This is a genomic window from Pseudoalteromonas holothuriae, assembly GCF_945859825.1.
In the GTDB taxonomy this organism is placed as follows: Bacteria; Pseudomonadota; Gammaproteobacteria; order Enterobacterales; family Alteromonadaceae; genus Pseudoalteromonas; species Pseudoalteromonas holothuriae.
Window position 1 is genome coordinate 120,521 of the sequence record NZ_CAMAPC010000008.1, and the last position, 21,477, is coordinate 141,997.

The 21,477-nt window shown below is 40.4% G+C and carries 17 protein-coding genes; 7 read left to right on the forward strand and 10 right to left on the reverse strand.

Annotation, left to right across the window (positions count from 1 at the left end):
- Positions 1 to 89: 89 nt before the first annotated feature.
- Positions 90 to 2,762, reverse strand: coding sequence for an insulinase family protein (locus OCI93_RS12095; RefSeq protein WP_261594385.1), 2,673 nt, complete (start codon positions 2,760 to 2,762; stop codon positions 90 to 92).
- Between the two features lie 166 nt (positions 2,763 to 2,928).
- Between OCI93_RS12095 and sixA the strand changes: the two genes are divergently transcribed.
- The 6 genes from sixA (at position 2,929) to yegD (ending at position 9,812) form a co-directional block, all read left to right on the forward strand.
- The gene (sixA, locus tag OCI93_RS12100; RefSeq protein ID WP_261594384.1) at positions 2,929 to 3,396 is read left to right on the forward strand and encodes a phosphohistidine phosphatase SixA; all 468 of its coding nucleotides are present in this window, start codon (positions 2,929 to 2,931) and stop codon (positions 3,394 to 3,396) included.
- A gap of 403 nt (positions 3,397 to 3,799) precedes the next feature.
- On the forward strand, positions 3,800 to 6,100 hold the full coding sequence (locus OCI93_RS12105; protein ID WP_261594383.1) for a TonB-dependent receptor: 2,301 nt from the start codon (positions 3,800 to 3,802) through the stop codon (positions 6,098 to 6,100).
- A 121-nt stretch (positions 6,101 to 6,221) separates the two neighbouring features.
- Positions 6,222 to 6,521, forward strand: a complete 300-nt coding sequence (locus tag OCI93_RS12110; RefSeq protein WP_261594382.1) for a PepSY-like domain-containing protein — start codon at positions 6,222 to 6,224, stop codon at positions 6,519 to 6,521.
- 22 nt (positions 6,522 to 6,543) lie between these two features.
- Complete coding sequence (locus tag OCI93_RS12115) at positions 6,544 to 7,197, forward strand: HAD family hydrolase (protein WP_261594381.1); 654 nt, start codon at positions 6,544 to 6,546, stop codon at positions 7,195 to 7,197.
- A gap of 329 nt (positions 7,198 to 7,526) precedes the next feature.
- Positions 7,527 to 8,363, forward strand: coding sequence for a DNA ligase (locus OCI93_RS12120; RefSeq protein ID WP_261626494.1), 837 nt, complete (start codon positions 7,527 to 7,529; stop codon positions 8,361 to 8,363).
- Positions 8,364 to 8,444: 81 nt separating this feature from the next.
- A complete protein-coding gene (gene yegD, locus OCI93_RS12125) occupies positions 8,445 to 9,812 on the forward strand; it encodes a molecular chaperone (RefSeq protein ID WP_261626495.1) in 1,368 nt (455 codons plus the stop codon).
- Between the two features lie 44 nt (positions 9,813 to 9,856).
- Here the strand turns inward: yegD and OCI93_RS12130 are convergent, their stop codons facing one another.
- The 3 genes from OCI93_RS12130 to OCI93_RS12145 form a co-directional block, all read right to left on the reverse strand.
- Positions 9,857 to 10,315: a methylglyoxal synthase gene (locus tag OCI93_RS12130; protein WP_261594378.1), complete on the reverse strand. Its 459-nt coding sequence runs from the start codon at positions 10,313 to 10,315 to the stop codon at positions 9,857 to 9,859.
- A 9-nt stretch (positions 10,316 to 10,324) separates the two neighbouring features.
- On the reverse strand, positions 10,325 to 10,954 hold the full coding sequence (locus OCI93_RS12135) for a LysE family translocator (protein ID WP_261594377.1): 630 nt from the start codon (positions 10,952 to 10,954) through the stop codon (positions 10,325 to 10,327).
- Positions 10,955 to 11,287: 333 nt separating this feature from the next.
- On the reverse strand, positions 11,288 to 12,475 hold the full coding sequence (locus OCI93_RS12145) for a multidrug effflux MFS transporter (RefSeq protein WP_261626496.1): 1,188 nt from the start codon (positions 12,473 to 12,475) through the stop codon (positions 11,288 to 11,290).
- Positions 12,476 to 12,636: 161 nt separating this feature from the next.
- On the opposite strand from OCI93_RS12145, the gene OCI93_RS12150 reads away from it, so the two are divergent.
- Complete coding sequence (locus OCI93_RS12150; protein WP_261594375.1) at positions 12,637 to 13,101, forward strand: hotdog fold domain-containing protein; 465 nt, start codon at positions 12,637 to 12,639, stop codon at positions 13,099 to 13,101.
- Here the strand turns inward: OCI93_RS12150 and OCI93_RS12155 are convergent.
- The 6 genes from OCI93_RS12155 to OCI93_RS12180 all read right to left on the reverse strand — a co-directional run bounded on the left by OCI93_RS12155 (position 13,088) and on the right by OCI93_RS12180 (position 21,430).
- Positions 13,088 to 13,480 (reverse strand): bactofilin family protein, encoded by a 393-nt coding sequence (locus OCI93_RS12155; RefSeq protein WP_261594374.1) that lies wholly within the window; start codon positions 13,478 to 13,480, stop codon positions 13,088 to 13,090. The two genes, OCI93_RS12150 and OCI93_RS12155, sit on opposite strands and share 14 nt — an antisense overlap.
- Positions 13,470 to 14,567 carry a M23 family metallopeptidase gene (locus OCI93_RS12160; RefSeq protein WP_261594373.1) on the reverse strand — a complete coding sequence of 366 codons (1,098 nt, stop codon included), beginning with the start codon at positions 14,565 to 14,567 and terminating at the stop codon, positions 13,470 to 13,472. The genes OCI93_RS12155 and OCI93_RS12160 overlap by 11 nt, the downstream gene beginning before the upstream one ends.
- Before the next feature lie 204 nt (positions 14,568 to 14,771).
- Positions 14,772 to 16,085 (reverse strand): fumarylacetoacetase, encoded by a 1,314-nt coding sequence (gene fahA / locus OCI93_RS12165; protein ID WP_261594372.1) that lies wholly within the window; start codon positions 16,083 to 16,085, stop codon positions 14,772 to 14,774.
- Between the two features lie 101 nt (positions 16,086 to 16,186).
- Entirely contained in the window at positions 16,187 to 17,233 is a 1,047-nt protein-coding gene (gene hppD, locus OCI93_RS12170) for a 4-hydroxyphenylpyruvate dioxygenase (RefSeq protein WP_261594371.1), read from the reverse strand.
- Positions 17,234 to 17,978: 745 nt separating this feature from the next.
- Positions 17,979 to 19,475, reverse strand: a complete 1,497-nt coding sequence (locus tag OCI93_RS12175) for a peptide MFS transporter (RefSeq protein ID WP_261594370.1) — start codon at positions 19,473 to 19,475, stop codon at positions 17,979 to 17,981.
- A 743-nt stretch (positions 19,476 to 20,218) separates the two neighbouring features.
- Positions 20,219 to 21,430: a DUF642 domain-containing protein gene (locus OCI93_RS12180; protein ID WP_261594369.1), complete on the reverse strand. Its 1,212-nt coding sequence runs from the start codon at positions 21,428 to 21,430 to the stop codon at positions 20,219 to 20,221.
- Positions 21,431 to 21,477: the final 47 nt, after the last annotated feature.

Genomic DNA, 21,477 nt, shown 5'->3' on the forward strand with positions numbered 1-21,477 from the left:
GTCTTTTTTGCAATAGTCTAATTGCTTATTTACGGACTTTAAACGTATAAAACTGTAGTAAACAGCGTTTAAAATGATAACCACTCATGTTAATTGCACCGCAGTGCTATTTTTGGATGAGATGATGAAAATACCATTTTTATGAAGCTAATGAGCTGTTCTTTGTCTAGCGTGTCAATTTGTTTGACTAATCTTTTTTGCATATTGAATTGATGATCATCATTAGTAATTGCAATCCAAAACCTTTGCGCCCTTAGTCGAAGATTTTTGTCTTTTTCTGCAACTTGTAAGCGTAATGCTTGAGAGGCATCTTGCCATATTGCATCGTCAAACAAGTCTAGTTGTTCAATAAATTGAGAGACAAATTGGTCATGCTTTGTAAGTAGCTGTTGGGCGTTAATGTTGGGAGATTGAATATAAAACGCAATGCCAGCACGAGTATTAAAAGGGGCATATCCTGCGCCAACCAAATAACCCAGCTGCTGCTGCGTTCTTAAGGATTCAAAGTACTGCTGGCTAATGAGTTGATTGAGCATCATTAATGCAACCTTTTCAAATACCTTGTCGGTTTGCGCTTGAATATAGTAAACCAGTGCATATTCACAACCCGGCTTTTCAATATGTTGATGCTGGTAGCTGTCTAACACGATAAGAGGACGTTTTAAGTCTTCTAATATCTCACTTTTTGAAAAGAGTGCTCGTAATTGCTTTTGCATGTCTAGAGCGTGCTGTTGCTGCCAGTTACCATGCAAGAAAGCCTTGATATAGACAGAGTCAAAAAACTGATTTCGAAATTGACAAAACTCATTAAAGCTAATGTTTTTAAGCGCTTTTGCTAATGCTAAAGGTTCAGGGTTCCAAGGCATGAGCTTTGCGCCTAGTACACTAAACAGCTCACTCACAGGTTTGTTGTGATTATGATTTTTCCAGTGCCGAATTAATTGTTTTTTATATTCTGCAAAACGCGGTGCGCTGATCACAGCATGCAACATATGTTCAAGTAATTGCAAGGCCAAAGTAATCTGATTGCCTGATAAGCCCGCTGTGTGCAAAGTCAGGCCCCCCTGATGAGAATTAATATGATAGTTTAAACCAGCAAGCTCAGCGGGGTAATATTGCTCAGCCATACTATCCATCAATAAATCAGCAAATAAGCGTGTTAGTGCCATATGCTTTGTATTTTTTATACCCAGTAAAGAGTCAATTTCGATATAGAAGTGGCCCTTTGTGACGCGAAAAGTAGCATCTTGTTTAAACCAAAATGCAAAGCCCGGTTTATCTTTGAGTAAAGTCGGAGTGTGACTTTTTTGCGTAACGTCATATAATTCGTTTTCAACTTGCAGGTATGGGTTTACCTTAGGTAGTTGCATTTCAGGAAGTGGAGTATCAATGTTCGCTAATGCACTGAGCCACTCTGTACTGAGTTGCTCTACTTGGTATGGCGTATGATACCATCGTGCTTTCAATTGTGCGCTTACATCTGGGTGAATTAATACAACACGCATGTTATCTGGAATTAAGAAGTTGCATATACGAGTATGCAGTTGCTCGTTAAAGCCTTGCATAATGTAATCACCATACAGGTAATCATCGGGTTCATAGTGGTGCATGTTTACGCTAATATTACTTACCCACTCAAGTAAACGGCTTGGTTCTTGGTTATTAAAAGCAATATCTAATAAGGTTTTTTTGTCTTTATATAGCAGCGGTAGCGATGATGTTTTAATTTTGATTAAAGCGATATATTCGAACACCATTTCTATGATGTCTTCGTAATAATCAATCCCTTCATCGGTAAGCGCAAAACTTATGTTAAAGTCTTTAAAGTTACTACCACTGACGCCACCACCTGCAGAAAGCGCATTTATCCAGCCTTGCTGTTTTAAGATAGAGTACAGGGACCCCTCACCTTCATAGCCAAGCAGGTGTGCTAAAAAGCTAACGCTTTTGTGTTTATATAAATCGTCAATGCCACCCATTGCAAAGCTGACAATAAGCTTTTGCATATGCTTACGTGGCGCAATATGTAACAACAGCCTCTGGTCTTGTTTACGATAAAGGGGAGTATTGATTTTACACTTTTGTTGACTAGTCCCTTTTATAGGATTGAATTGCTGTCGAATTTGAGCTTCGAGTTCAACAAGAGAGTGGGGGCCAGCTACAACCAAAGTCATCCACTGAGCTTGATAGTGTTGTTGGAAAAACTCACGAACTTCATCAGCAATACATGCATCTCGATTACTTAATGTCTCACTGTTGCCAACAGAAAATTTTGCAAAAGGGTGTAAGGGGTTAACAGTTTCCTTATGTACTTGATAAATTCGTCTACCGTCATCTTTTATTTTCATTTTAAATTCAGCGTCGATAGCATTTCGCTCGTTTTGAGTTTGTGAGGCATCTAATAAAGGCTCCACAAAAAATTCTGCAAACAGTGCTAAGGCATCAAAAAACTGTTGTTGTGCACAGTCAAAAAAGTAACAGCTATGCTCAGTACCTGTCCATGCGTTACTTTGCCCACCTGCTTGACTGATAAATTGTGAAAACTGTCCAGGCTGAGGGTGTTGCTTAGTACCTAAAAATAACATATGTTCTAAGAAGTGGGCCATTCCTTGACGGTCTATCGGATCATCAAAGTGGCCTGCATTGACGGTGAGCGCCGCGGCAGACTTATCACTAGAGTAATCACTCACTAAGAGGGCTTTTAGACCATTGTCGAGTGTGAGCTGGTGATAGGTGCGATTATCATTATTACTAACTTTCAAATTGTTGCCGCCGATATAGAAAATGTAAGCAAAGCATCCATAAATGTTCTATGAATAACGTACACTTTGCTTTAGGTTTAAGGGTCGTTTGTTTTAATATAGCGAACAAACGCAGTAATTAGCTACTGGTTATCTGGCAAATTTAACAAGAACATTCGAGAGTGTAATGAAAACTATCCTAATTATGCGCCATGGTGAAGCTGAACCGGTTAATGCAAATGATGAATCTCGCCCACTTACAGAGCGAGGAGTTAATCAAGCAAAGGAAATGGCGTGGTGGTTGAAAGGGCATTATAAACCTCAAGCTGTATTGGTTAGCCCATATATAAGAGCACAGCAAACGGCTCAGCAAGTATTGGCAATTAATGATGTAACCTATGTAGAAATATGCAAGGACGTAATCCCAACGGGCAATGCTGCGTTTGCGATTGATTATCTTGAGACGTTGATAAGCTTAAATACTCAGCTGAACATATGGCTGATAGTCGCACATATGCCCATTGTGAGTTATTTAGTGGAACAGTTATGTCCACAGCAATTACCTATTTTTAATACAGCTGCGGTTGCGGTAATTGAGTATGATGAAGTTACTCAAAAAGGTGTGTTCAAAAGTATGAACTCACCCTCTCTATAGTGAGAATGATATTTAATTTACGTAGTTTTTACCGTGGTTCTAAAATATTAACGGGTATGCACTTCTAAAATGAGCTAAAAACTAGTGGTGCACTTTTGGGGTTTTTGAGGAAGGACATATGTCCTCTTTATTTTGGTTTTTTGTTGCTAAAAGCTGTGAACGTCGGGGTAATTGTTGCTAAAAATTAAAAAAACTCTGTTTTTTATTGTTGGCTTAGCAGTAATATTTTATTTTGCTGCTATAATGTTTGCGTCACGTTCAGCCTTACAAACTCGCTTTGCACTCTCGATTGTAAGGTCCGCGTAAATATAAACGCGAAAAATTGAACGTACCACGCCAAGTGATACGGCGACCATACATACCGTTGAACAAAAAGAGTGCACATAAAAGGTTAAGCCCCAACATGAATGCAATGAAAAGATCTACGTTAGCGACTTTAATTAATGCAGCGTTGCTCTCTACTGTAGCAGGTACTTCATTTTCTACTCTCGCTGCTGAACAAACCCCTGATGCAAAAAGCAACCAGCTTGAGGTTATCCAGATCACAGCACGTAAGCGTGTTGAGAACGCACAGGAAGTGCCTGTTAGTGTATCTGCACTGCAAGGAGACAACTTAGACGCGTATAGCTCTGCAGGTATGGATATTCGTTTTATGAACGCGAAAATTCCTAGCCTATCTGTAGAATCCTCTTTTGGCCGTACATTTCCGCGCTTTTATGTTCGTGGCCTTGGCAATACCGATTTTGACTTAAATGCATCGCAGCCAGTCTCTTTAGTGGTTGATGAAGTAGTGCAAGAGAACCCAATCCTTAAAGGTTTCCCTGTATTTGACGTTGCACGTGTTGAAGTACTTCGTGGTCCGCAAGGCACATTGTTTGGTCGTAATACACCAGCAGGTCTTGTCAAGTTTGACTCAGTCAAGCCAAGTCAGTCTTTTGATGCATACGGTGCGGTATCATATGGCAGTAAAGGTTCTGTTGACTTTGAAGGTGCGGTGGGTGCAGGATTAACTGAGCGTCTTTCAGCACGCGTTTCACTACTTTGGCAAGACAAAGAAGATTATATTGATATAAAAGCTCCTGGTTTTGAAAAAGCAGATTCATTAGGTGGTTATAATGAAAAAGCGGCACGCGTGCAGTTTTTGTATGAAGGTGACGATTTCACTGGTTTATTAAACTATCATGTACGAGATTTAGATGGTCGCCCAATTGCATTTCGTGCCAACTTAATCGAAAAAGGCACCAATAATATTAACCCTGCTTATGATAATGATGTTGTTTACCATGATGCTGCGTCACGTTCAACACAACAAGTTGACTCCCAAGGTTTAAACCTTAAGCTTGAGTGGGACTTAGCACAACACACCATTACTTCAATTACGGCTTGGGAAAGTGCAGAAATTTATTCTCGCGCAGATGTTGATGGTGGTTATGGTGCGGCATTTATCGGTTTTCAAGGTCCGGGTATAATTCCATTTCCATCAGAAACTGCTGATGCAATTCCTGATCACGACCAGTATACACAAGAGCTTCGCCTTTCAAGTAATTTCTCTGGTGACATCAACTATCAAGTTGGGGTGTTCTTATTTGAAGAAGACTTAACAATCGAGAGTATTTCTTACGACACATTAAGTTATGATGCAGCAGCAAGCAACTTTGGCCTACAAAACGGTTATGCTGTTCAAAATCAAGATACATCAGCATGGGCTGTATTTGGTTCAGTGGATTACACTGTAACTGACAAGCTAAAAATTACCGCGGGTCTTCGTTACTCAGATGATGATAAAGAGTTTTATGCTAAACGTACGAAGAGCCCTACCGGTGCTGCAGATTTATTAGAAGGTCGTGCTAACCCTAGTGATAGCCATGTTAGTTGGGATCTAAGTGCTGCATATAAGTATAGTGATGACATTAACCTGTTTGCTCGAGTTGCAAATGGTTTTCGCGCTCCAAGTGTTCAGGGTCGCATTCTGTTTGGAGATGCGGTAACAGTTGCTAACTCTGAAACTATTAATTCAATAGAAGCGGGTATTAAATCAGACGTTTTAGATGGTCAAGGTCGTGTTAATGCGACGGTATTTTACTTCCAAATGGATGACCAGCAGTTAACAGCTGTAGGTGGTGGTGCAAACTTCAACCGTCTAATCAATGCAAACAAAACCACAGGATATGGTTTCGAGTTAGATACCGAGTGGGTATTAACCGATGAACTAAATGCGACATTTAACTTAAGTTACAATAAAACTGAGTTAGACGATAATGACTTAGCGGTAGCTGTGTGTGGTCAGTGTACAGTGACAGACCCAACCTATGAAATTCAGGGGTCATTTGGTCCTGAAACTAGAGCTATTTTAGATGGCAATAGCTTGCCACATGCGCCAGAGTGGATTGCAAATGCAACACTTCGTTATACTAAAGAGCTAGAAGGAGGAGACTTCTTCATATACGGCGACATGTCATATCGTAGCGAAATTGATTTCTTTTTATATAAATCAATTGAGTTTGAAGGGGAAGCCTTGTTTGAAACAGGTATCCGCACTGGTTATATGTGGGTATCAGGTGATAACGAGTACGAAGTATCGGCATTTGTTCGTAATCTATTTGATGAACAAGTGGTTATTGGTGGTGTAGACTTCAATAACAACACGGGCATGTTGAATGAAGAGCGTTATATAGGTGCTGAGTTTAAGGTTCGTTTTTTCTAAACTAAACACATCACATTATGATGAAAAAGCCCGCTTTTAAGTGGGTTTTTTATTGTCTGTAATGAAAAGCTTCGCCAGAGCTGATACAGTCCCTTACAACACAGAAATAAAGAGAAAGAAGATGTCTGGATTTTGGAATTACCGTATCATTTTTTGTGAAGCTACCAAAGATGAAGCGGAGCTTTATCAAATACATGAAGTTGAATACAACCTCAATGGTAAGGTGACGAACTGGTCAGAAACGGGCGCAGCTCCATTTGGTCGTACAATTGCTGAATTACAAGCCGATGCTGAGAGGTTAAAATCAGCGTTTGATAAACCCATACTCAAAGTTGAGAGAAAGGCTCGCGGCTATGAGTTAGTCGAAGTTGAAAGTGGGCTTGAAGCAAGCGCTGAGCCACCCGCGGGTTTAGCCAAGTAAGTTAACTTTCAAGGAGTGCATTATGAGTTTACAGGCCATTTTATTTGATTTCGATGGAACCCTAGTGGATTCTGAAGTACTCCATTACCAAAGTTGGATGCAAGTTTTAGCGCCTTGGAATATTCATTATGATGAGTTGTCATTTTGTGATGAATTTAGTGGCGTGCCGAGCTTACAAGCGGCTGATATTCTCAACCAACGGCATGGTTTAAATCGGCAACCTGAAGCACTCACTGAGCAGAAAAACCGTTTATTTGTTGATGTAGCGGCTACGCTATCGCCTAAGTTGATGCCTTTTGCTAAAGAGATACTAGCCCAAGCGAGTAAACAGTTTACCCTCGCACTTGTTACGGGCAGTACGCGTGCAGAGGCGCTTCCTGTGCTTGCGCACTACCAGTTAGATAAATTATTTCAATATATCGTGTGTAAAGACGATGTGGCAAATGCAAAGCCCCACCCAGAGCCATATAGCAAAGCGTTGACGCATTTATCATTGACAGCAAGTCAAGCACTCGCCATCGAAGATACACAGACAGGTCTCGCATCAGCCACTTCTGCTGGATTAAAAACGATTGTGGTCCCTAATCATCACTCAAAGCAGCAAGACTTATCCAAAGCAACCTATCAAGTACAAAATTTACAAGCTGCTTGGCAGCAAATACAACAATTGATATAACCAGCAGGCAATTTCAATACAATGCTACCCAGTATGCTTAATAACTAGATATCGGGATATGAAAATTTGCCCGTTCAAGCTTTACTTTAACTTGTAATAGCCTGTTATTAATATATAAAAGCATCAAAAAATTGAATGAAGTATCATCATTGGATTATTTCACGTGAGTCATTTAGCTCGCTAGACTGATCAATGTTTTAATCAAATTGGTATTAAATAATCAATATTTGCAAAAAGTCCGCTGTTCAATAGCAACCTGTGTTATGACTACCCATAAATGAATATTTGTTCTAACTTTAATAGCTCTATTAAGTGCAAGGAGCTTTAAAATGAAAGTATGGATACTATTGTTGTTGGGTTTTATTAACTATGCAGCTGCCTCGGTGGCTAAGATCCCCCAAAAAGTTGAATTAGCAAATCAATACCACAAAGATATTAACCTGACAGACTATTTGGTGAGTGAGAAATTTGATGGTGTTAGGGCAATTTGGAACGGCCATAATCTAATTACTAAAAGTGGGCTAATTATTTCAGCGCCAGCGTGGTTCACTGAGCCGCTTGATAATGAGGTGTTAGAGGGCGAATTGTGGTCTGGCTACAAGCAATTTGCGTTTGTTAGTGCATTAGCACGTAGTAAGAGACAACGAGATGCGGATTGGCAACAAGTGCGCTACCTCGTATTTGATGCGCCAGATCCTGCTTTACCATTTAGTGCAAGGTATCAGCATTACCAAGCAAAAATAAACCGTATGAAAACCACGCATATTCATGCCGTGGAGCAACTGCATTTTGAACATCAACAACAACTTGAGCAATACTATCAGATGGTTTTAATGCGCGGTGGAGAAGGTTTAATACTTCACCAAAAGCATGCATTACACCAAGCAGGTCGTTCTGACCGAATACTAAAGTACAAACCATATCAAGACGCTGAAGCAATTGTGATTGGTTATACCGAAGGTAAAGGTAAATATAAAGGGATGATAGGCGCGCTAAAGGTAAAAAGTGAGCAAGGGCTTGAGTTCAAAATTGGCACCGGCATTAGCGATCAACTCCGTCAGCAACCACCAAAAATTGGTTCGCAAATCACATATCGCTATCAAGGTTTGACTAAATACGGTAAACCACGGTTTGCACGCCTTCTAAGAGTGAGGCCAAAGCTATAATTACGGCTCAGTATATCGGTTGAGGTTTTAGTGGGAGTTATGATAATCTGCGCGGCCTTTTGCTGTTGTTAGGTATGTTAGATGATTGTTGGTTTTGACTATGGAAGTTCAAATTGTGCAATAGGCACGATGGCAGATGATAGACAAGTTAGGTTGTTGGAACTTGAAGCAGGTCGCTGTTATTTACCCTCAACATTATATGCCCAACATAACACTTTGATTGTTGACTTTGTGGCTAAACAATTGGCTAACACTGAATATGGCAACGATTATCGTCAATCACGTTTAGCATTGCTAAATGGTATTGGTGCAATACGTCAAGACTTAGATTTAGCAACTGGTGATACCGGTATACACATAGGCCAAGCTGCGATAGATGAATATATTGACTTTCCCGAAGAGGGTTATTTTGTAAAGTCCCCAAAGTCATTCTTTGGAGCCGTAGGTTTAAAACCACAGCAAATTTCTTTTTTTGAAGATATTGCTACAGCCATGATCATGCAAATCAAGCACCGAGCTGAGCAGCAATTAGCGCAAACCATTACACACACAGTCATTGGTCGACCAGTTAACTTTCAAGCGGTTGGTGGAGAGCAAAGCAACCAACAGGCAGTAGATATTTTAACTGTCGCGGCTAAACGAGCTGGGTTTAAAGAAGTTGAATTTTTGTATGAACCGTTAGCTGCAGGTATTGATTATGAGTCAAGGCTAAACCAAGACCAAAAAGTGCTGGTGATTGATATTGGCGGAGGGACGAGTGACTGCTCGTTTGTGCAAATGGGGCCAAGTTACCGTGGGCGCAGTGAACGCCAGCAAGACTTTTTGTCTCATACGGGTAAACGCCTTGGAGGAAATGACTTAGATATTGCCACTGCGTATCGCAGCTTTATGCCGTTGTGTGGGCTTGACTCTACTTTAAAGTCAGGTTTACCGATGCCTAACCAATTATATTGGCAGGCGTGTAAAATCAATGATCTTCATTTGCAAACCGAGTTTTATGCTCAAGCTAGCAGTCGGCATTTGCAAGCAATGCTTAAAGATGTGAGTGAGCCTGAAAAATTAGCTCGATTATTAACAATTCAACAAAATAAGCTGGGGCACCAAGTAGTGCGCCAAGGTGAGCTGAGTAAAATTGCTTTATCGAGTGATGCGCATTATGTAGCCGAACTCGGTTGCATTGATGATGATTTGACGAAGTTAGTCACGCAGACACAGCTACAAGATGCGATTGCGGATAGTTTGCAGCAAATTTGTATATTAGCGCAAGATGCAATCACCAGTGCACAGACACAACCAGATGTTATTTATTTAACAGGAGGCAGTGCCCAATCCCCACTTATTAAAGCGGCTTTACAACAGAGCCTTGGAGACATTCCAATGCTCAATGGTGATAATTTTGGCAGTGTTACTGCGGGATTAACCAAGTGGGCCACGCAAATTTTCAAGTAGCTCAATATGTTTAGGTAGTGCTGAGCTACCCAAATAAACTCTAGCTAGTCTAAACGTGTCGCTAAGTAGCTCTGGTAGTCAGGTAAGTTGCGAGATACTTCCTGATCCATGACTTGTGAGCTTATTAATATGTCTGCGGTGACTTCATTACAAGCGACTGGAATGTTCCACACCGCCGCTAAACGAAGTAATGCTTTAACATCAGGATCATGAGGCTGCGAAGCGAGTGGGTCCCAAAAAAATATCAACATATGAATTTGGTGCTCAGCAATTTTGGCACCAATTTGTTGATCTCCCCCCATTGGACCGCTTAGTAGCTTTTCTACGCATAGCCCAGTGGTTTTTTCGATTACGAGGCCTGTTGTGCCAGTGGCATATAAGTTATGAGTATGTAAAATACTCTTATGAGTAAAACACCAGTTTTTTAACGCCGTTTTTTTTCCATCATGGGCTACTAATGCAATATTTTTTTGCTTTGGAAGTGTCTGTATTATTGTTTGCATTTTTGAATCTCACAATATCAAGTTTATTGCCAAAGCAATAAAAATTAACCCCGATGCTCTATCTATCCATAAAGGGGCGCTGGGGTGGCGACGGAAATACCCTGCAATCTTGTCACCACCATAGATGTATAGGCAGTCTATTGGAAATGCTAAAATAGGGTATAAAAGGCCAAAGATAGCTAATTGCACCGTTGCGGATGAAAGGCTCGGGTCAACAAATTGCGGAATAAAAGCAATAAAAAAGAGTGCAACTTTGGGGTTGAGCACTTCAGTCATCATCGCTTGAAAAAAAACGTTACCGGATTTTTTGGTACTTACATGAGGCTTTTCTTCACATGAAAGTGGTTGGTTAAATGTTACTTTTAGTGTTTTTAACCCTAAAAATGCAAGGTAGGCAGCACCTAAATATAACACTGAGTTAAAGGCCGTTTCGGAGGCTTTTAATATTGCAGATAAACCGACAACGGCAAATAGGGTATGAATAATGCCGCCTACAGCAAACCCTAGTGCACTTTTCATACCTGCAGCTCTGCCATGCGTAAAAGTTTGTGCCATTAAGAATGCATTTGAAGGGCCAGGTGCGACAGCGATAATGGTACAGGCAACTAAAAACGACACTAAGGATTCTGGGTTGAGCATGATTACATGGTTCTAAATTCAATTGTGTGAATAGTTTATGCTGTTTTGCAATGAAAATATACGCTCTATCAGCGAGACAAAAAAAGCGGGCTAAGTAGCCCGCTTAAATATTAGGTTGGGTTTTTAGAACACAACAGTTTGAGTGTCAGAACATACAGTTGTACTGCCTTGCTCACAAACTTGGTAAATGTAGCTGCCGCCGCCTTTGCCACTGATGCCGTCCGTATATCTATTATCGTTGCTAGTTGTGACAATATTGCTACCGTTGCGATAAATATCTATTTGGCTTGTACTTGCCAGTTTAGGTCAACGTATTTAAGAGCATAATGTGGTTTAGGCCACATTATGGAAGAACTCTTTATGTTTACTTAATAGTAAAACCAGAAAGGGTAAGGCAAATAATAGGTGGAACCCCAATTGATAGGGAGCTGGTAAATGTAGTTGCTGGGTTAACAAAGCTAAAACGCCGGCTCCGCTCATTTGCATAACGCCAATGAGTGCCGATGCGGTGCCCGCTTGTTTCGCGAAGCCAGATAATGCTTTACCTGCGGCAGCACCTAATGAAAAAGCAAAGCCTATTGATGCAATATACATCGGTATCATATAGGCGGCAGGGTGTGAATAGCGAGTTGCCAATAACATAGTGAAGCCGCCAATACAAAATAGCGTTAAGCCGATGATAAGTGAGTTACGACTGTGACGTTTAATAAAAATGGGGGCGCTAAAGCTGGCAATAATACTTAATGCAGCATTGCCAGTGAACCAGCTGGTAAAGTTTGTTACAGAGCCACCTAGGTGGTTCATGATCCATCCCGGTGCAGTTGTCACAAATACCAACATAGCGGCCATACCAAACATGGTGATCGAGCCATTGAACATGAATTCAGCATTTTTTAGCATAGGGTTAAAGCGGCGCAAGTCTAGAATATGACCTTGATAAAAACTCTCTTTAGGTTTAGTTTCTCGATACAACCACAAAACAAGTAATAACCCCAATATTGAGAACCCAGCAAGGAACTCAAAATTGCTTCGCCAACCAAATTTTAGCGTTAACCAAGCGCCTAAGAGTGGTGCCAGTGCGGGAATAAAACACACAATACCGTTTAAGTAGGTGAGCATTTGGCCGCTGCCTTTATGTCCAAAGCTATCTCTGACAATTGCAAATGCAGCGACAAAAGTGGCGCAAGCGCCAAACCCTTGTAGTGAGCGCGCTATCATCATCCAGCGCCAACTTTCAACTGTTGAAGCCATAATAGCCCCGATAAAAAACAGGGTAATACCAGCTGTTGCGATAGGTTTTCTTCCATACTTATCCGAAAGAGGCCCTGCTATAAGTTGTCCTAACCCGACAGTTAGCATGTAAATACTAATGGTTTGTTGAATTTTTGATTCTGATACATTTAAGCCTTGCTGCATGGCCTGAAAAGCAGGCAGGTAAAGATCGATGCCTAACGGGCAAAAGATCACTAAAAGAGCAAGAATAAAGATAAGGGATTTGCTGGTTACTTGGGTATGCGGCATGACTTCTCCTTTTGGCCGATATTCTAATGGGCAAAATAAAAAAGAACAGGACAAAGCGCCGCATCATTAAAATAAAAACGCAAAATTCTCTATATGACTATTTTGTCAACAGGTCGGATGTGTTAGTTTTGTGTATCAATTTGTTTTTAGAGGTACTATTTGTGTCGGCCCCACTATTAAAAATATACAAAAGAATGCAGTGGCTGCCATTTGGGCAGTGGCTTTTTAGTAAAGCGGTATGTCGCAAGGCGCCTTATTTTGGCTCAATTAAACCAACAATCACTACTTTAGAGCCAGGTTTATGCTGCGCAACCATACCAAAGCGCAAAGCTGTGTTTAATCATATTGGTACCATTCATGCGATTGCACAGTGTAATTTAGCCGAATTATGTGCTGGTGTGATGGTCGATGCGACGGTACCACATAAAACGCATCGCTGGATCCCCAAAGGCATGACAGTTCAATATTTGAAAAAGGCAGAAACGAATTTACGTGCCCAAGCAAGCATTGAGTTACCTAGGCAGTGGCAAGATAAAGAAGACTTAATTGTACCTGTTGAAGTGTTTGACGAGCAGGGTAACAAGGTGTTTCACGCAGATATAAACATGTATATTACTGCGCGGTAGTCTTATCTTTTATTGAGGTGATATTTGTCACCTCAGTCTTGTGTGCGAGTTTACCCTCAATCAGCGCACCCGCCTCAATACTTAACGTGTCGTGGGTCACGTCACCGTGTACTTTGGCTGTTTGTTCTAAGATGACCTTGTCAGCATCAATGCAACCATCAACAGTACCTTTTATTCTAATTCGGTGTGCTTTTACATTTCCTTCAATAATACCATGCAGGCCTACAATGAGTGTGTTGACATCTAAATCACCAATTACTTTACCATCTACTTGTAACTCACCCTCACAAAAGATATGCCCCTCTATAACCGTATTAGGAGATATCAAAGCTGGGACACCTGAAGCTGCTTTATTGTTGCCTAGTAAACTATTGAACACGATTAATTACCTTAGTTAACTTAATTGGGTTTATGTGTTTGCCGTTTTGTAGTACTTCATAATGTAAGTGAGTACTTGTACTTCGTCCAGTACTACCCATTAAAGCAATTACTTCAGATTTGCTGATCTGTTGCCCTTTTTTTACTTTAATGGTGTGCAAGTGACCAAAACGAGATACTAAACCGTGTTCATGTTGAATTTCGATGAATTTACCATAACCGCCATTGCTACCAGCTCTGAGTACAGTGCCTGCGGCTGGTGCAATAATTTCAGTTTTATGCCAACCTGCTAAATCGACCCCTTTGTGATAAGCACGTTGGCCTGTTATAGGGTCTTTGCGAAAACCAAACCGACTCGAAATATAATAGTCACTTTTGGCAACAGGCATAGAGTCAGGTAAAGTTGTGATTACCTGTTCTAAATTATTGAGTGTTACTAGGCTGTCGATTGCACTTAGGTAGTCTTGAGGAAGTTGCTCTAACTCAAGCTGATGATAAGGGCCACCTTGTGCCAGTGCTGACCTTTTTGTTGCTGCAATACCGACTTCAGCCAAACCATTAGCAAGTGTATTCGCGCGGTTTTGTATGTTATTAGAAATTAGGTTCAAAAAGTGTTGTTGACTAGTAATTAAGTGCTGTGCCTGTAAGCTAAAGTGCGGTTGTTTTTCTAATGTTACTTCTTGCAGCGTGCGATTATTGCTGGCATTTTTTTGCTCAACTTCAGCTGAGGAGAGAGGTTTTTGAGGCTCAGAAGCGTCTTTATTTTCTTCGCTGGGAAGTTGAGTGGCACTCTCATTTGTTTCGTTTAATGATTCTAATAAAGAACTCGGTAACGCATCCACTAAGCTTTGCAGCATTAACTGTTTTTCAGTGAGTTCGTTAAGTGTTTGCTGTTGTTGTGCAAGCTGCGCTTGCATTTGTTGTTTTTCGCTTAAAAATAACTGTTTGTCAGAATGTGTTTGGGCTTTCAAGACAGAGATATCTGTTTGGTGCTGTACGACAGACTGAGCATTCATGACTGCCCACGCTATAGCACTTGATACTAAAAATAGCAGTAATGGTTGTACCCAGCTTGGCAAGGTCAACATATAAATTTCACCATTTTGGCGTATTAATATTTGCCTTGGCTGGAATAGTATTTTAAATAGGCGATTGATTAGCTTCAACATAATTACAAAAATTCTTAAACAACAGTTCACAATAACAAGATTAATACAAAAATCCAGCATATTTACATAATAAAAAGGTGTGCATTTGCACACCTTTGATTTTTATCTGCTTTTAATTTGGGATTATTTAGCAGGTAGAACTGTGCCTTCAACAGAGCCAAATCCGATGCGATTAAAGCCGTCGGTTTCACACCAACCACGCATAATCACTTTGTCACCATCTTCTAGGAACTTACGCTCTTCGCCATTTGCTAATGTGATTGATTGCTTACCACCACGTGAGAGCTCTAATAAAGAACCCGCTTCTTCGTGCTCAGGACCAGACTGAGTACCAGAACCAAGCATATCACCAGGTAAGAAGTTACACCCATTTACAGTATGATGAGTAACCATTTGTGCTACGGTCCAGTAACTGTGCTTGAAGCTTGATGCCGAGAGTTTAGCTGCAGCTTGTTGAGCATCACGCATTTTTTGTGTCTCTAATGAAACGTCCATTTGAATGTCAAATGCACCTGCTTCACGGTTGTGACTTGATTCAAGATAATCCATTGGTTGTGGATCTTTACTATCTCGATGCCACTGAGTGCGATAAGGCGCAAGTGCTTCAGTTGTTACAATCCATGGAGATACGGTAGAGGCGAAGTTTTTAGCTAGGAATGGACCCAAAGGTTGGTATTCCCACGCTTGTAAATCACGTGCAGACCAGTCATTGAACAAGCAAAAGCCAAACACATGGTTTTCAGCGTTTTCAATTGCAATTTGTTCACCCAGTTCGTTGCCTTTACCAAGGTAAATACCAAGCTCTAGTTCATAATCAAGGCGCTTACACGGCCCGAATGACGGCGTATCTGCGTCAGGTGCTTTGGTTTGGCCTTTAGGGCGATGAAATGCTTGACCTGATACATCGATAGACGATGAACGACCATGGTAACCAATAGGTACCCATTTATAGTTTGGTAGTAATGGGTTATCAGGGCGGAATAACTTACCTACTGCTGTAGCATGGTAAATAGATGTATAAAAATCAGTATAGTCACCAATGTGACATGGCATTGAATACTCAACGTCAGTTTGTGCTACTAATGCACCTTCAAGTGCTGATTTATGCTCAGAGCCTTCACGTAGTGCACGAGATAATGCTAAGCGAAGCGCCGACCAATGCGCTTGGCCTAATCCCATAAATTCATTTAAAGCTTGTGCGTTAGCAGCTTCTGCTGCCTCTTGTGCTTTTGCTGAAAAAATACCTGCGTTTGCAACTACTGCAAGATCCAATACTTGGTCGCCAATGGCTACGCCACCGCGAAACTCTTCATTACTATCTTTACGACGAAATACCGCAAACGGTAAATTTTGAATTGGAAAATCGGTACCGGCTTGGTTTGCACTTGCTACCCAGCTAGTTAGATTAATATCATGCGTTTCATTAATAAAAGACATTGCCTTTCCTTTTTACTTTTGGTTAAAGCTATTTTGCCTTAACTAAAATGGAAAAAGCAGCTTTTAAAAAGCTGCTTGTGAAAATAATAACTTTAAAAAGTTTATAATACGCCGCGACGCTCTTGATCTCGCTCAATTGACTCGAACAATGCTTGGAAATTACCTTCTCCAAAGCCACCATCATCAACACGCTGGATCATTTCAATGAAGATAGGGCCGAACAGGTTCTTCGAGAAAATTTGTAATAGGTAGCAGTTTTCGCTTTGGCTATCTACCAAGATCTGGTGCTTTCTAATTTTCTCTTTATCTTCTTTAACCCAAGGTACTCGGTCAAAAATTGTCTCGTAGTACTCCGGGATGATATCTAAAGTAGCAATCGTTGACTGATCGAGTTGATCAAGAGATGCAACTAAGTCATTCGTTAAGAATGCTAAGTGCTGTACACCTGGACCATTGTACTCATCTAGGTACTCATCAATTTGATTGTTGTTGTCGTCTTTACCTTCGTTGATTGGAATAGAGAAGGTGCCACAAGGCGACTTAAGTGCATAAGAAAGTAGTGCCGTTTTTTGACCTTTAATATCAAAGTAACGTACTTCTTCAAAGCCAAATACGTTTTTGTAGAAGTTAGCCCATGTTTCCATAGTGCCTTTGTAAACATTATTGGTTAGGTGATCTATGCGTAAGAAGCCTTTGTCTTTAACAATGTTTTGTTCTTCTAAATCTACAAAGTCATTGTCATAGATTGAACCTTTATCACCAAATATTTCGATAAAGTAAATTAGGCTATCCCCGATACCGTAGATTGCAGGGTATGGGAAATCTTTATTTGCAGACTCAGTGGCAGGTTTTGCGCCGCGCTCTACAGCAACTTCAAATGCTTTTTGTGCATTCTCTACGCGCCAACCCATTGAGCAAATTGCTGGACCATGGCTTTTTGCAAATGCTGCTGAGAAGCCTTCACGTTCGTTATTTAGTAGAAAGTGAATGTCGTTCTGGTTGTAATATACGACGTCTTTGTCTTTATACTTTTTAAGTTTTGAGAAACCAAAATCGGTGAACACTTTATCCATATAGTCCGCATCTGGTGTTGCGTACTCGGTAAACTCGATACCAACTAAACCTAGTGGGTTCTTTACTTCACTCATTGTCATACTCCCGCAATTAAGCAAATTGGGTTGCTTGTTAGATTATGTATTTTCAGTATGCGAATGATTAATCAAAAAGTGTAATAGGGGAAGAGAGAGAAGATATTTAGATAAGTGCTGCTATGTAAATTTAATGAGACAAAGAGTTTAAAGTGGTACCTATTTAAGGTTTGATAGGTTTAATTTAAAGAAAAGCACCTAGAGCTAGCCTCAATAATGAATGTTAAAATCAATATATTCAATGGTTTAGTTTTGTTTTTCTATGAAATGATAAACCAGATAGTATTCAAATTTACTATTGCATTTGTATAGTAAGGTTTACATTTTACTGTGTCGGTTCATGCTAGGCGACTATCGAACCTTAGGTGTGGATAAGAGTTTTGAAATAGCTAAATACGTAATTATATCAATTTTACTAAAACATTGATGATTCTAGGAGCTAAATGACCCATTAGTGGTGTTAAAAGTGACTTATGTTGAATAACGACATACCGGAATTTTGTTTGGTTACTAAGCCATTTATTTAATGCAATTAGTATAACGCATATTATCAACCATCTAATGATGACAGTTTGTTCAATATCATGGCCGCTTTATGCAGTTATAGCAGGCTAATACAAGTGAAAACAATGCAGATAGAGGGCTAAATAGTTTTATGGAGCAAATTCGCTTATCCTGAGCTGAAGCTCTTTAGGCAAAAAGAGCAAGGTATACTTGCCTTGCTCTTTTTTAATATCGCTTTTATTTAAGCGGTGGTTGTGGCTGTTAGGCCTCGTTTTTCCCAAAACTTAGCTTTGAAGCTCAACAGTACCAAGATGATACCAATACCAATACTAAATAAAGAGATTTGTAAGTATAGCGCTGGGATTTCTTCTACTTTGTTTGGATCGAAGCCACCGGCCAATAATCCTGCGATGATATTACCAATTGAGTAGGTTAATACGAATACGCCCATCATTTGACCTGAAAAACGCTGTGGTGATAAACGGCTTACTGCACTGAGGGCTACAGGGCTTAAGCAAAGCTCACCAACTGTGTGTAGAAAGTATGTTGTGACTAGCCAATACGGTGCAACCTTGAGGCCTTCAGCAGCATAATGTGCGGCCATAAACATCACTAAGAAACCTGATGCCATTATGATAAGACCAAGCGCACACTTTACGCTGTAAGATGGAGAGATCATTTTTTTAGACAGGTTGATCCAAAGTGCTGCAAAAAATGGCGATAACACGATGATAAAAATCGCGTTAAGTGATTGGAACCATGCAGTTGGGATTTCAAAACTGCCGACTAGGCGGTCAGTATAGTCACGAGCAAATAGATTGAGTGATGAACCAGCTTGTTCAAAACCAGACCAAAAACATGCTGAGGCCACACAAACTAGAAATAAAGCCCACATACGGCGTTTTTCGTCTTCGTTTAACTTACCCTTAAAATAAATCATGCCAAAATAGATGAAGAAAATGAGAGTAAATGCGACGGCAACATATTTTGCAATCACGACGGGGTTGATGGTAATCATCCCCGTAGTTGCGGCAATAACGACCGCAGCAGTAGTGGCAATAAAGGCAGCAATACCAAACCAAGTGTTTTTAATCCCTTTTGGTGTTAATGGGTTGGCAGGTGCTGCGCTATGGCTTGGTAGGTGTTTAGTTGTTAGGTAATATTGAATTAGACCAATACCCATACCTACAGCCGCTGCGCCAAATGCCCAATGCCAGCCTACATTTTCCATAAAGTAGCCACAAACATAGTAACCTATGATGGAACCTAGATTGATACCCATATAGTAAATGGCATAGCCACTATCGCGACGCTCGTCTTCACTTGAGTATAATTGCCCCACCATGGCACTAATATTTGGTTTTAACAAACCAGTACCTGAGGCAACAAAAATTAAACCAATAAAGAATGAATAATCGTGTGGTACGGCTAAAATAATATGACCTATCATGATAATGATGCCGCCATACCAAACCGCTTTTTGACCACCAAATAAACGGTCAGCAAGCCAACCACCAGGTAAGCCTAAAAAGTACACAGCGCCAGTATACAAACCGTATATGGCTGCAGCGGATGCAACTGTGAAACCGAGACCTTCTTCTTGTAAGCTTGCTGTCATAAATAAAACAAGTAAAGCTCGCATGCCGTAGTAACTCATTCTTTCCCACATCTCAGTGAAAAATAGAGTCGAAAGTCCTTTTGGGTGACCGAAAAAGCCCCCATTTGAAGATGAACTCATATGTACTTCCTAATTAAATCAAATGTGTTGTGAGGCCTTATAATAATCATTACGTGCAAATAGTTATGTAATTTGAACGGGTGGCCAATGTAAGTAATTACGCAGTATTGAGCGCATATCGCGCGACTAACTATGCATTAAAAACGCGTCAGTATAACCAGATGAAAGAGATTGGGGAAGTGTAACTCGGTAAATAGCATTAAATTTGTTGCAAAAATGTACTTTAGATATATTTTATATTGTATTCATTTGTGTGTTTGCGTAGCACCATCAAAAAGCTGCTATGTGAGAGTATAGGTATGTTTTCTATGTGAATATAGTATGTTATCTATTGGATAAATCATTGGGCAAGTGTGCTTATCTAGGGCGAGTTGAATTTTGAGGTATGAGTTTTTTCAAATCAAAGGCTGTCATTACGCTAAGTGAGCAATGCAGCATAATAGTTTATATCAGTTGCGAATGACAAACTAGTGGAAGCCTTTGGCCAACGCCATTCGGACATTTTTGCTACGTTATCACCTCGCTTACATAGAATCATGATGGATGCAGGTTCTGTCTTGGAGAAATACCCGAATGACTGCTGCAACAAACAGTAAAGATCAACAGCCCTAGAGCGGCTTAAGGTTACAGTCGTTGTAAGTGGTAGTTTATTAATTGTTGAATCTTTAATGTTAATGTATTTAGGGCCTGCAAAAAGCAAGCCCTAATCTTGATAACATATCGCCAGTATTGGCTATGCTCGCTTATTCACTGCAGTAGCTATCTACGAAGGTTAAGTCGTTAATATGTGCAGGACCATCCATCACATAGCTCGCTTCAGCTGTGCTGGGGTTTAGTGTGTAAATTTTGGCATTTTCTGAGCTATTTCGTGCGGAAACATAAATGGTCCCATTGTTTGCTATTGCAATGCCTGATGCCCACTGTAATCCATGGGTACCAATTAGATCTAAACTCATGTTCGCTTCATCCAAAGTATATAGCGCCTGACCTGTTAATACGTAAAGAACGTTATTATCGGCTGAGTATGCAATATCTCCATGCTTAAAGTCTTCACCTGCAAACGTTAATTTGCCAAGAACGGACTTATTACCGGTCTGTAAATCGAAATCATACATGTATGTTTTACTTGTAGAGCGTAGCGATTGACCATCAGGGGTAACGACTGAGCGATAAATTGGGTACGATGTTGTATCCGCAGCGGCGACTTCGCTATTGGTATCAAGGTCATAGGTCCAAAGCTTTGATGCTTTAGTCGCTTTGTCTTGTTGCTCCATAAAGTACAGAGTACCCTCTTTGCTGGCTATATTTGACGCAGTATGAGATAGTCCGGTGAGTATACTGTAATTTGCTGCATTAAGGTCAAAGTAATAAACATAACCTACTTGCTCTGAACCATAATCGTTAATACCAAATAGGCCACCAGAGCAGGTACGAGCAACAGTGCCCGTGACAGAAACGTTATCTATAAACGCCCCATATGAGTTTGACTCACCAGTCCCAGTAAACTTTAATTCTGTAGTTTCAGAACTGGCTGTAACATTAATGCTATAATGTTGCCATCCTCGTTGAGTTGCGTTTAAATTAGCAACTTCATCACCATTCCAAAAAACCTTGGCTTGGTTGGTATCGCTATCACCTTCAACTCTTGGAGAATAATAAAAACTCAGTACATAGCTTTGATTTGGGCTTGTGGTGATATTTTGCATCATGCTGTAGTTAGCGGTTGAATCAAGCTCAATATATTGATTACCATCTTGCGCAGCAATAATATTTAAAGAATTGGTTTGAATCTCAAACTGTGCGCCATCACGTTGCCAGCCAGTTACAGAATTAAGTAAAGTCCATTTTTGTGAAACAACATCCTGTTCAAATGACCCATTGGTCACTAAGTTATTTGCAAATGTGCTGCCTACCGACAGAACAGATGCCACACCAAGCAAGTGATGTAATTTCATATTTAGACTCCTACGACTCAAAAGTAACTAACTCCGATGTCAAAATT

Excerpts from the sequence above, each read along its gene's own strand:
- fahA (WP_261594372.1), bottom strand. The coding sequence starts at position 16,085 with ATGTCTTTTATTAATGAAACGCATGATATTAATCTAACTAGCTGGGTA.
- OCI93_RS12120 (WP_261626494.1), top strand. The coding sequence starts at position 7,527 with ATGAAAGTATGGATACTATTGTTGTTGGGTTTTATTAACTATGCAGCT.
- OCI93_RS12145 (WP_261626496.1), bottom strand. The coding sequence starts at position 12,475 with ATGCCGCATACCCAAGTAACCAGCAAATCCCTTATCTTTATTCTTGCT.
- sixA (WP_261594384.1), top strand. The coding sequence starts at position 2,929 with ATGAAAACTATCCTAATTATGCGCCATGGTGAAGCTGAACCGGTTAAT.
- hppD (WP_261594371.1), bottom strand. The coding sequence starts at position 17,233 with ATGAGTGAAGTAAAGAACCCACTAGGTTTAGTTGGTATCGAGTTTACC.
- yegD (WP_261626495.1), top strand. The coding sequence starts at position 8,445 with ATGATTGTTGGTTTTGACTATGGAAGTTCAAATTGTGCAATAGGCACG.
- OCI93_RS12105 (WP_261594383.1), top strand. The coding sequence starts at position 3,800 with ATGAATGCAATGAAAAGATCTACGTTAGCGACTTTAATTAATGCAGCG.
- OCI93_RS12180 (WP_261594369.1), bottom strand. The coding sequence starts at position 21,430 with ATGAAATTACATCACTTGCTTGGTGTGGCATCTGTTCTGTCGGTAGGC.
- OCI93_RS12115 (WP_261594381.1), top strand. The coding sequence starts at position 6,544 with ATGAGTTTACAGGCCATTTTATTTGATTTCGATGGAACCCTAGTGGAT.
- OCI93_RS12160 (WP_261594373.1), bottom strand. The coding sequence starts at position 14,567 with ATGTTGACCTTGCCAAGCTGGGTACAACCATTACTGCTATTTTTAGTA.
- OCI93_RS12175 (WP_261594370.1), bottom strand. The coding sequence starts at position 19,475 with ATGAGTTCATCTTCAAATGGGGGCTTTTTCGGTCACCCAAAAGGACTT.
- OCI93_RS12135 (WP_261594377.1), bottom strand. The coding sequence starts at position 10,954 with ATGCTCAACCCAGAATCCTTAGTGTCGTTTTTAGTTGCCTGTACCATT.
- OCI93_RS12110 (WP_261594382.1), top strand. The coding sequence starts at position 6,222 with ATGTCTGGATTTTGGAATTACCGTATCATTTTTTGTGAAGCTACCAAA.
- OCI93_RS12130 (WP_261594378.1), bottom strand. The coding sequence starts at position 10,315 with ATGCAAACAATAATACAGACACTTCCAAAGCAAAAAAATATTGCATTA.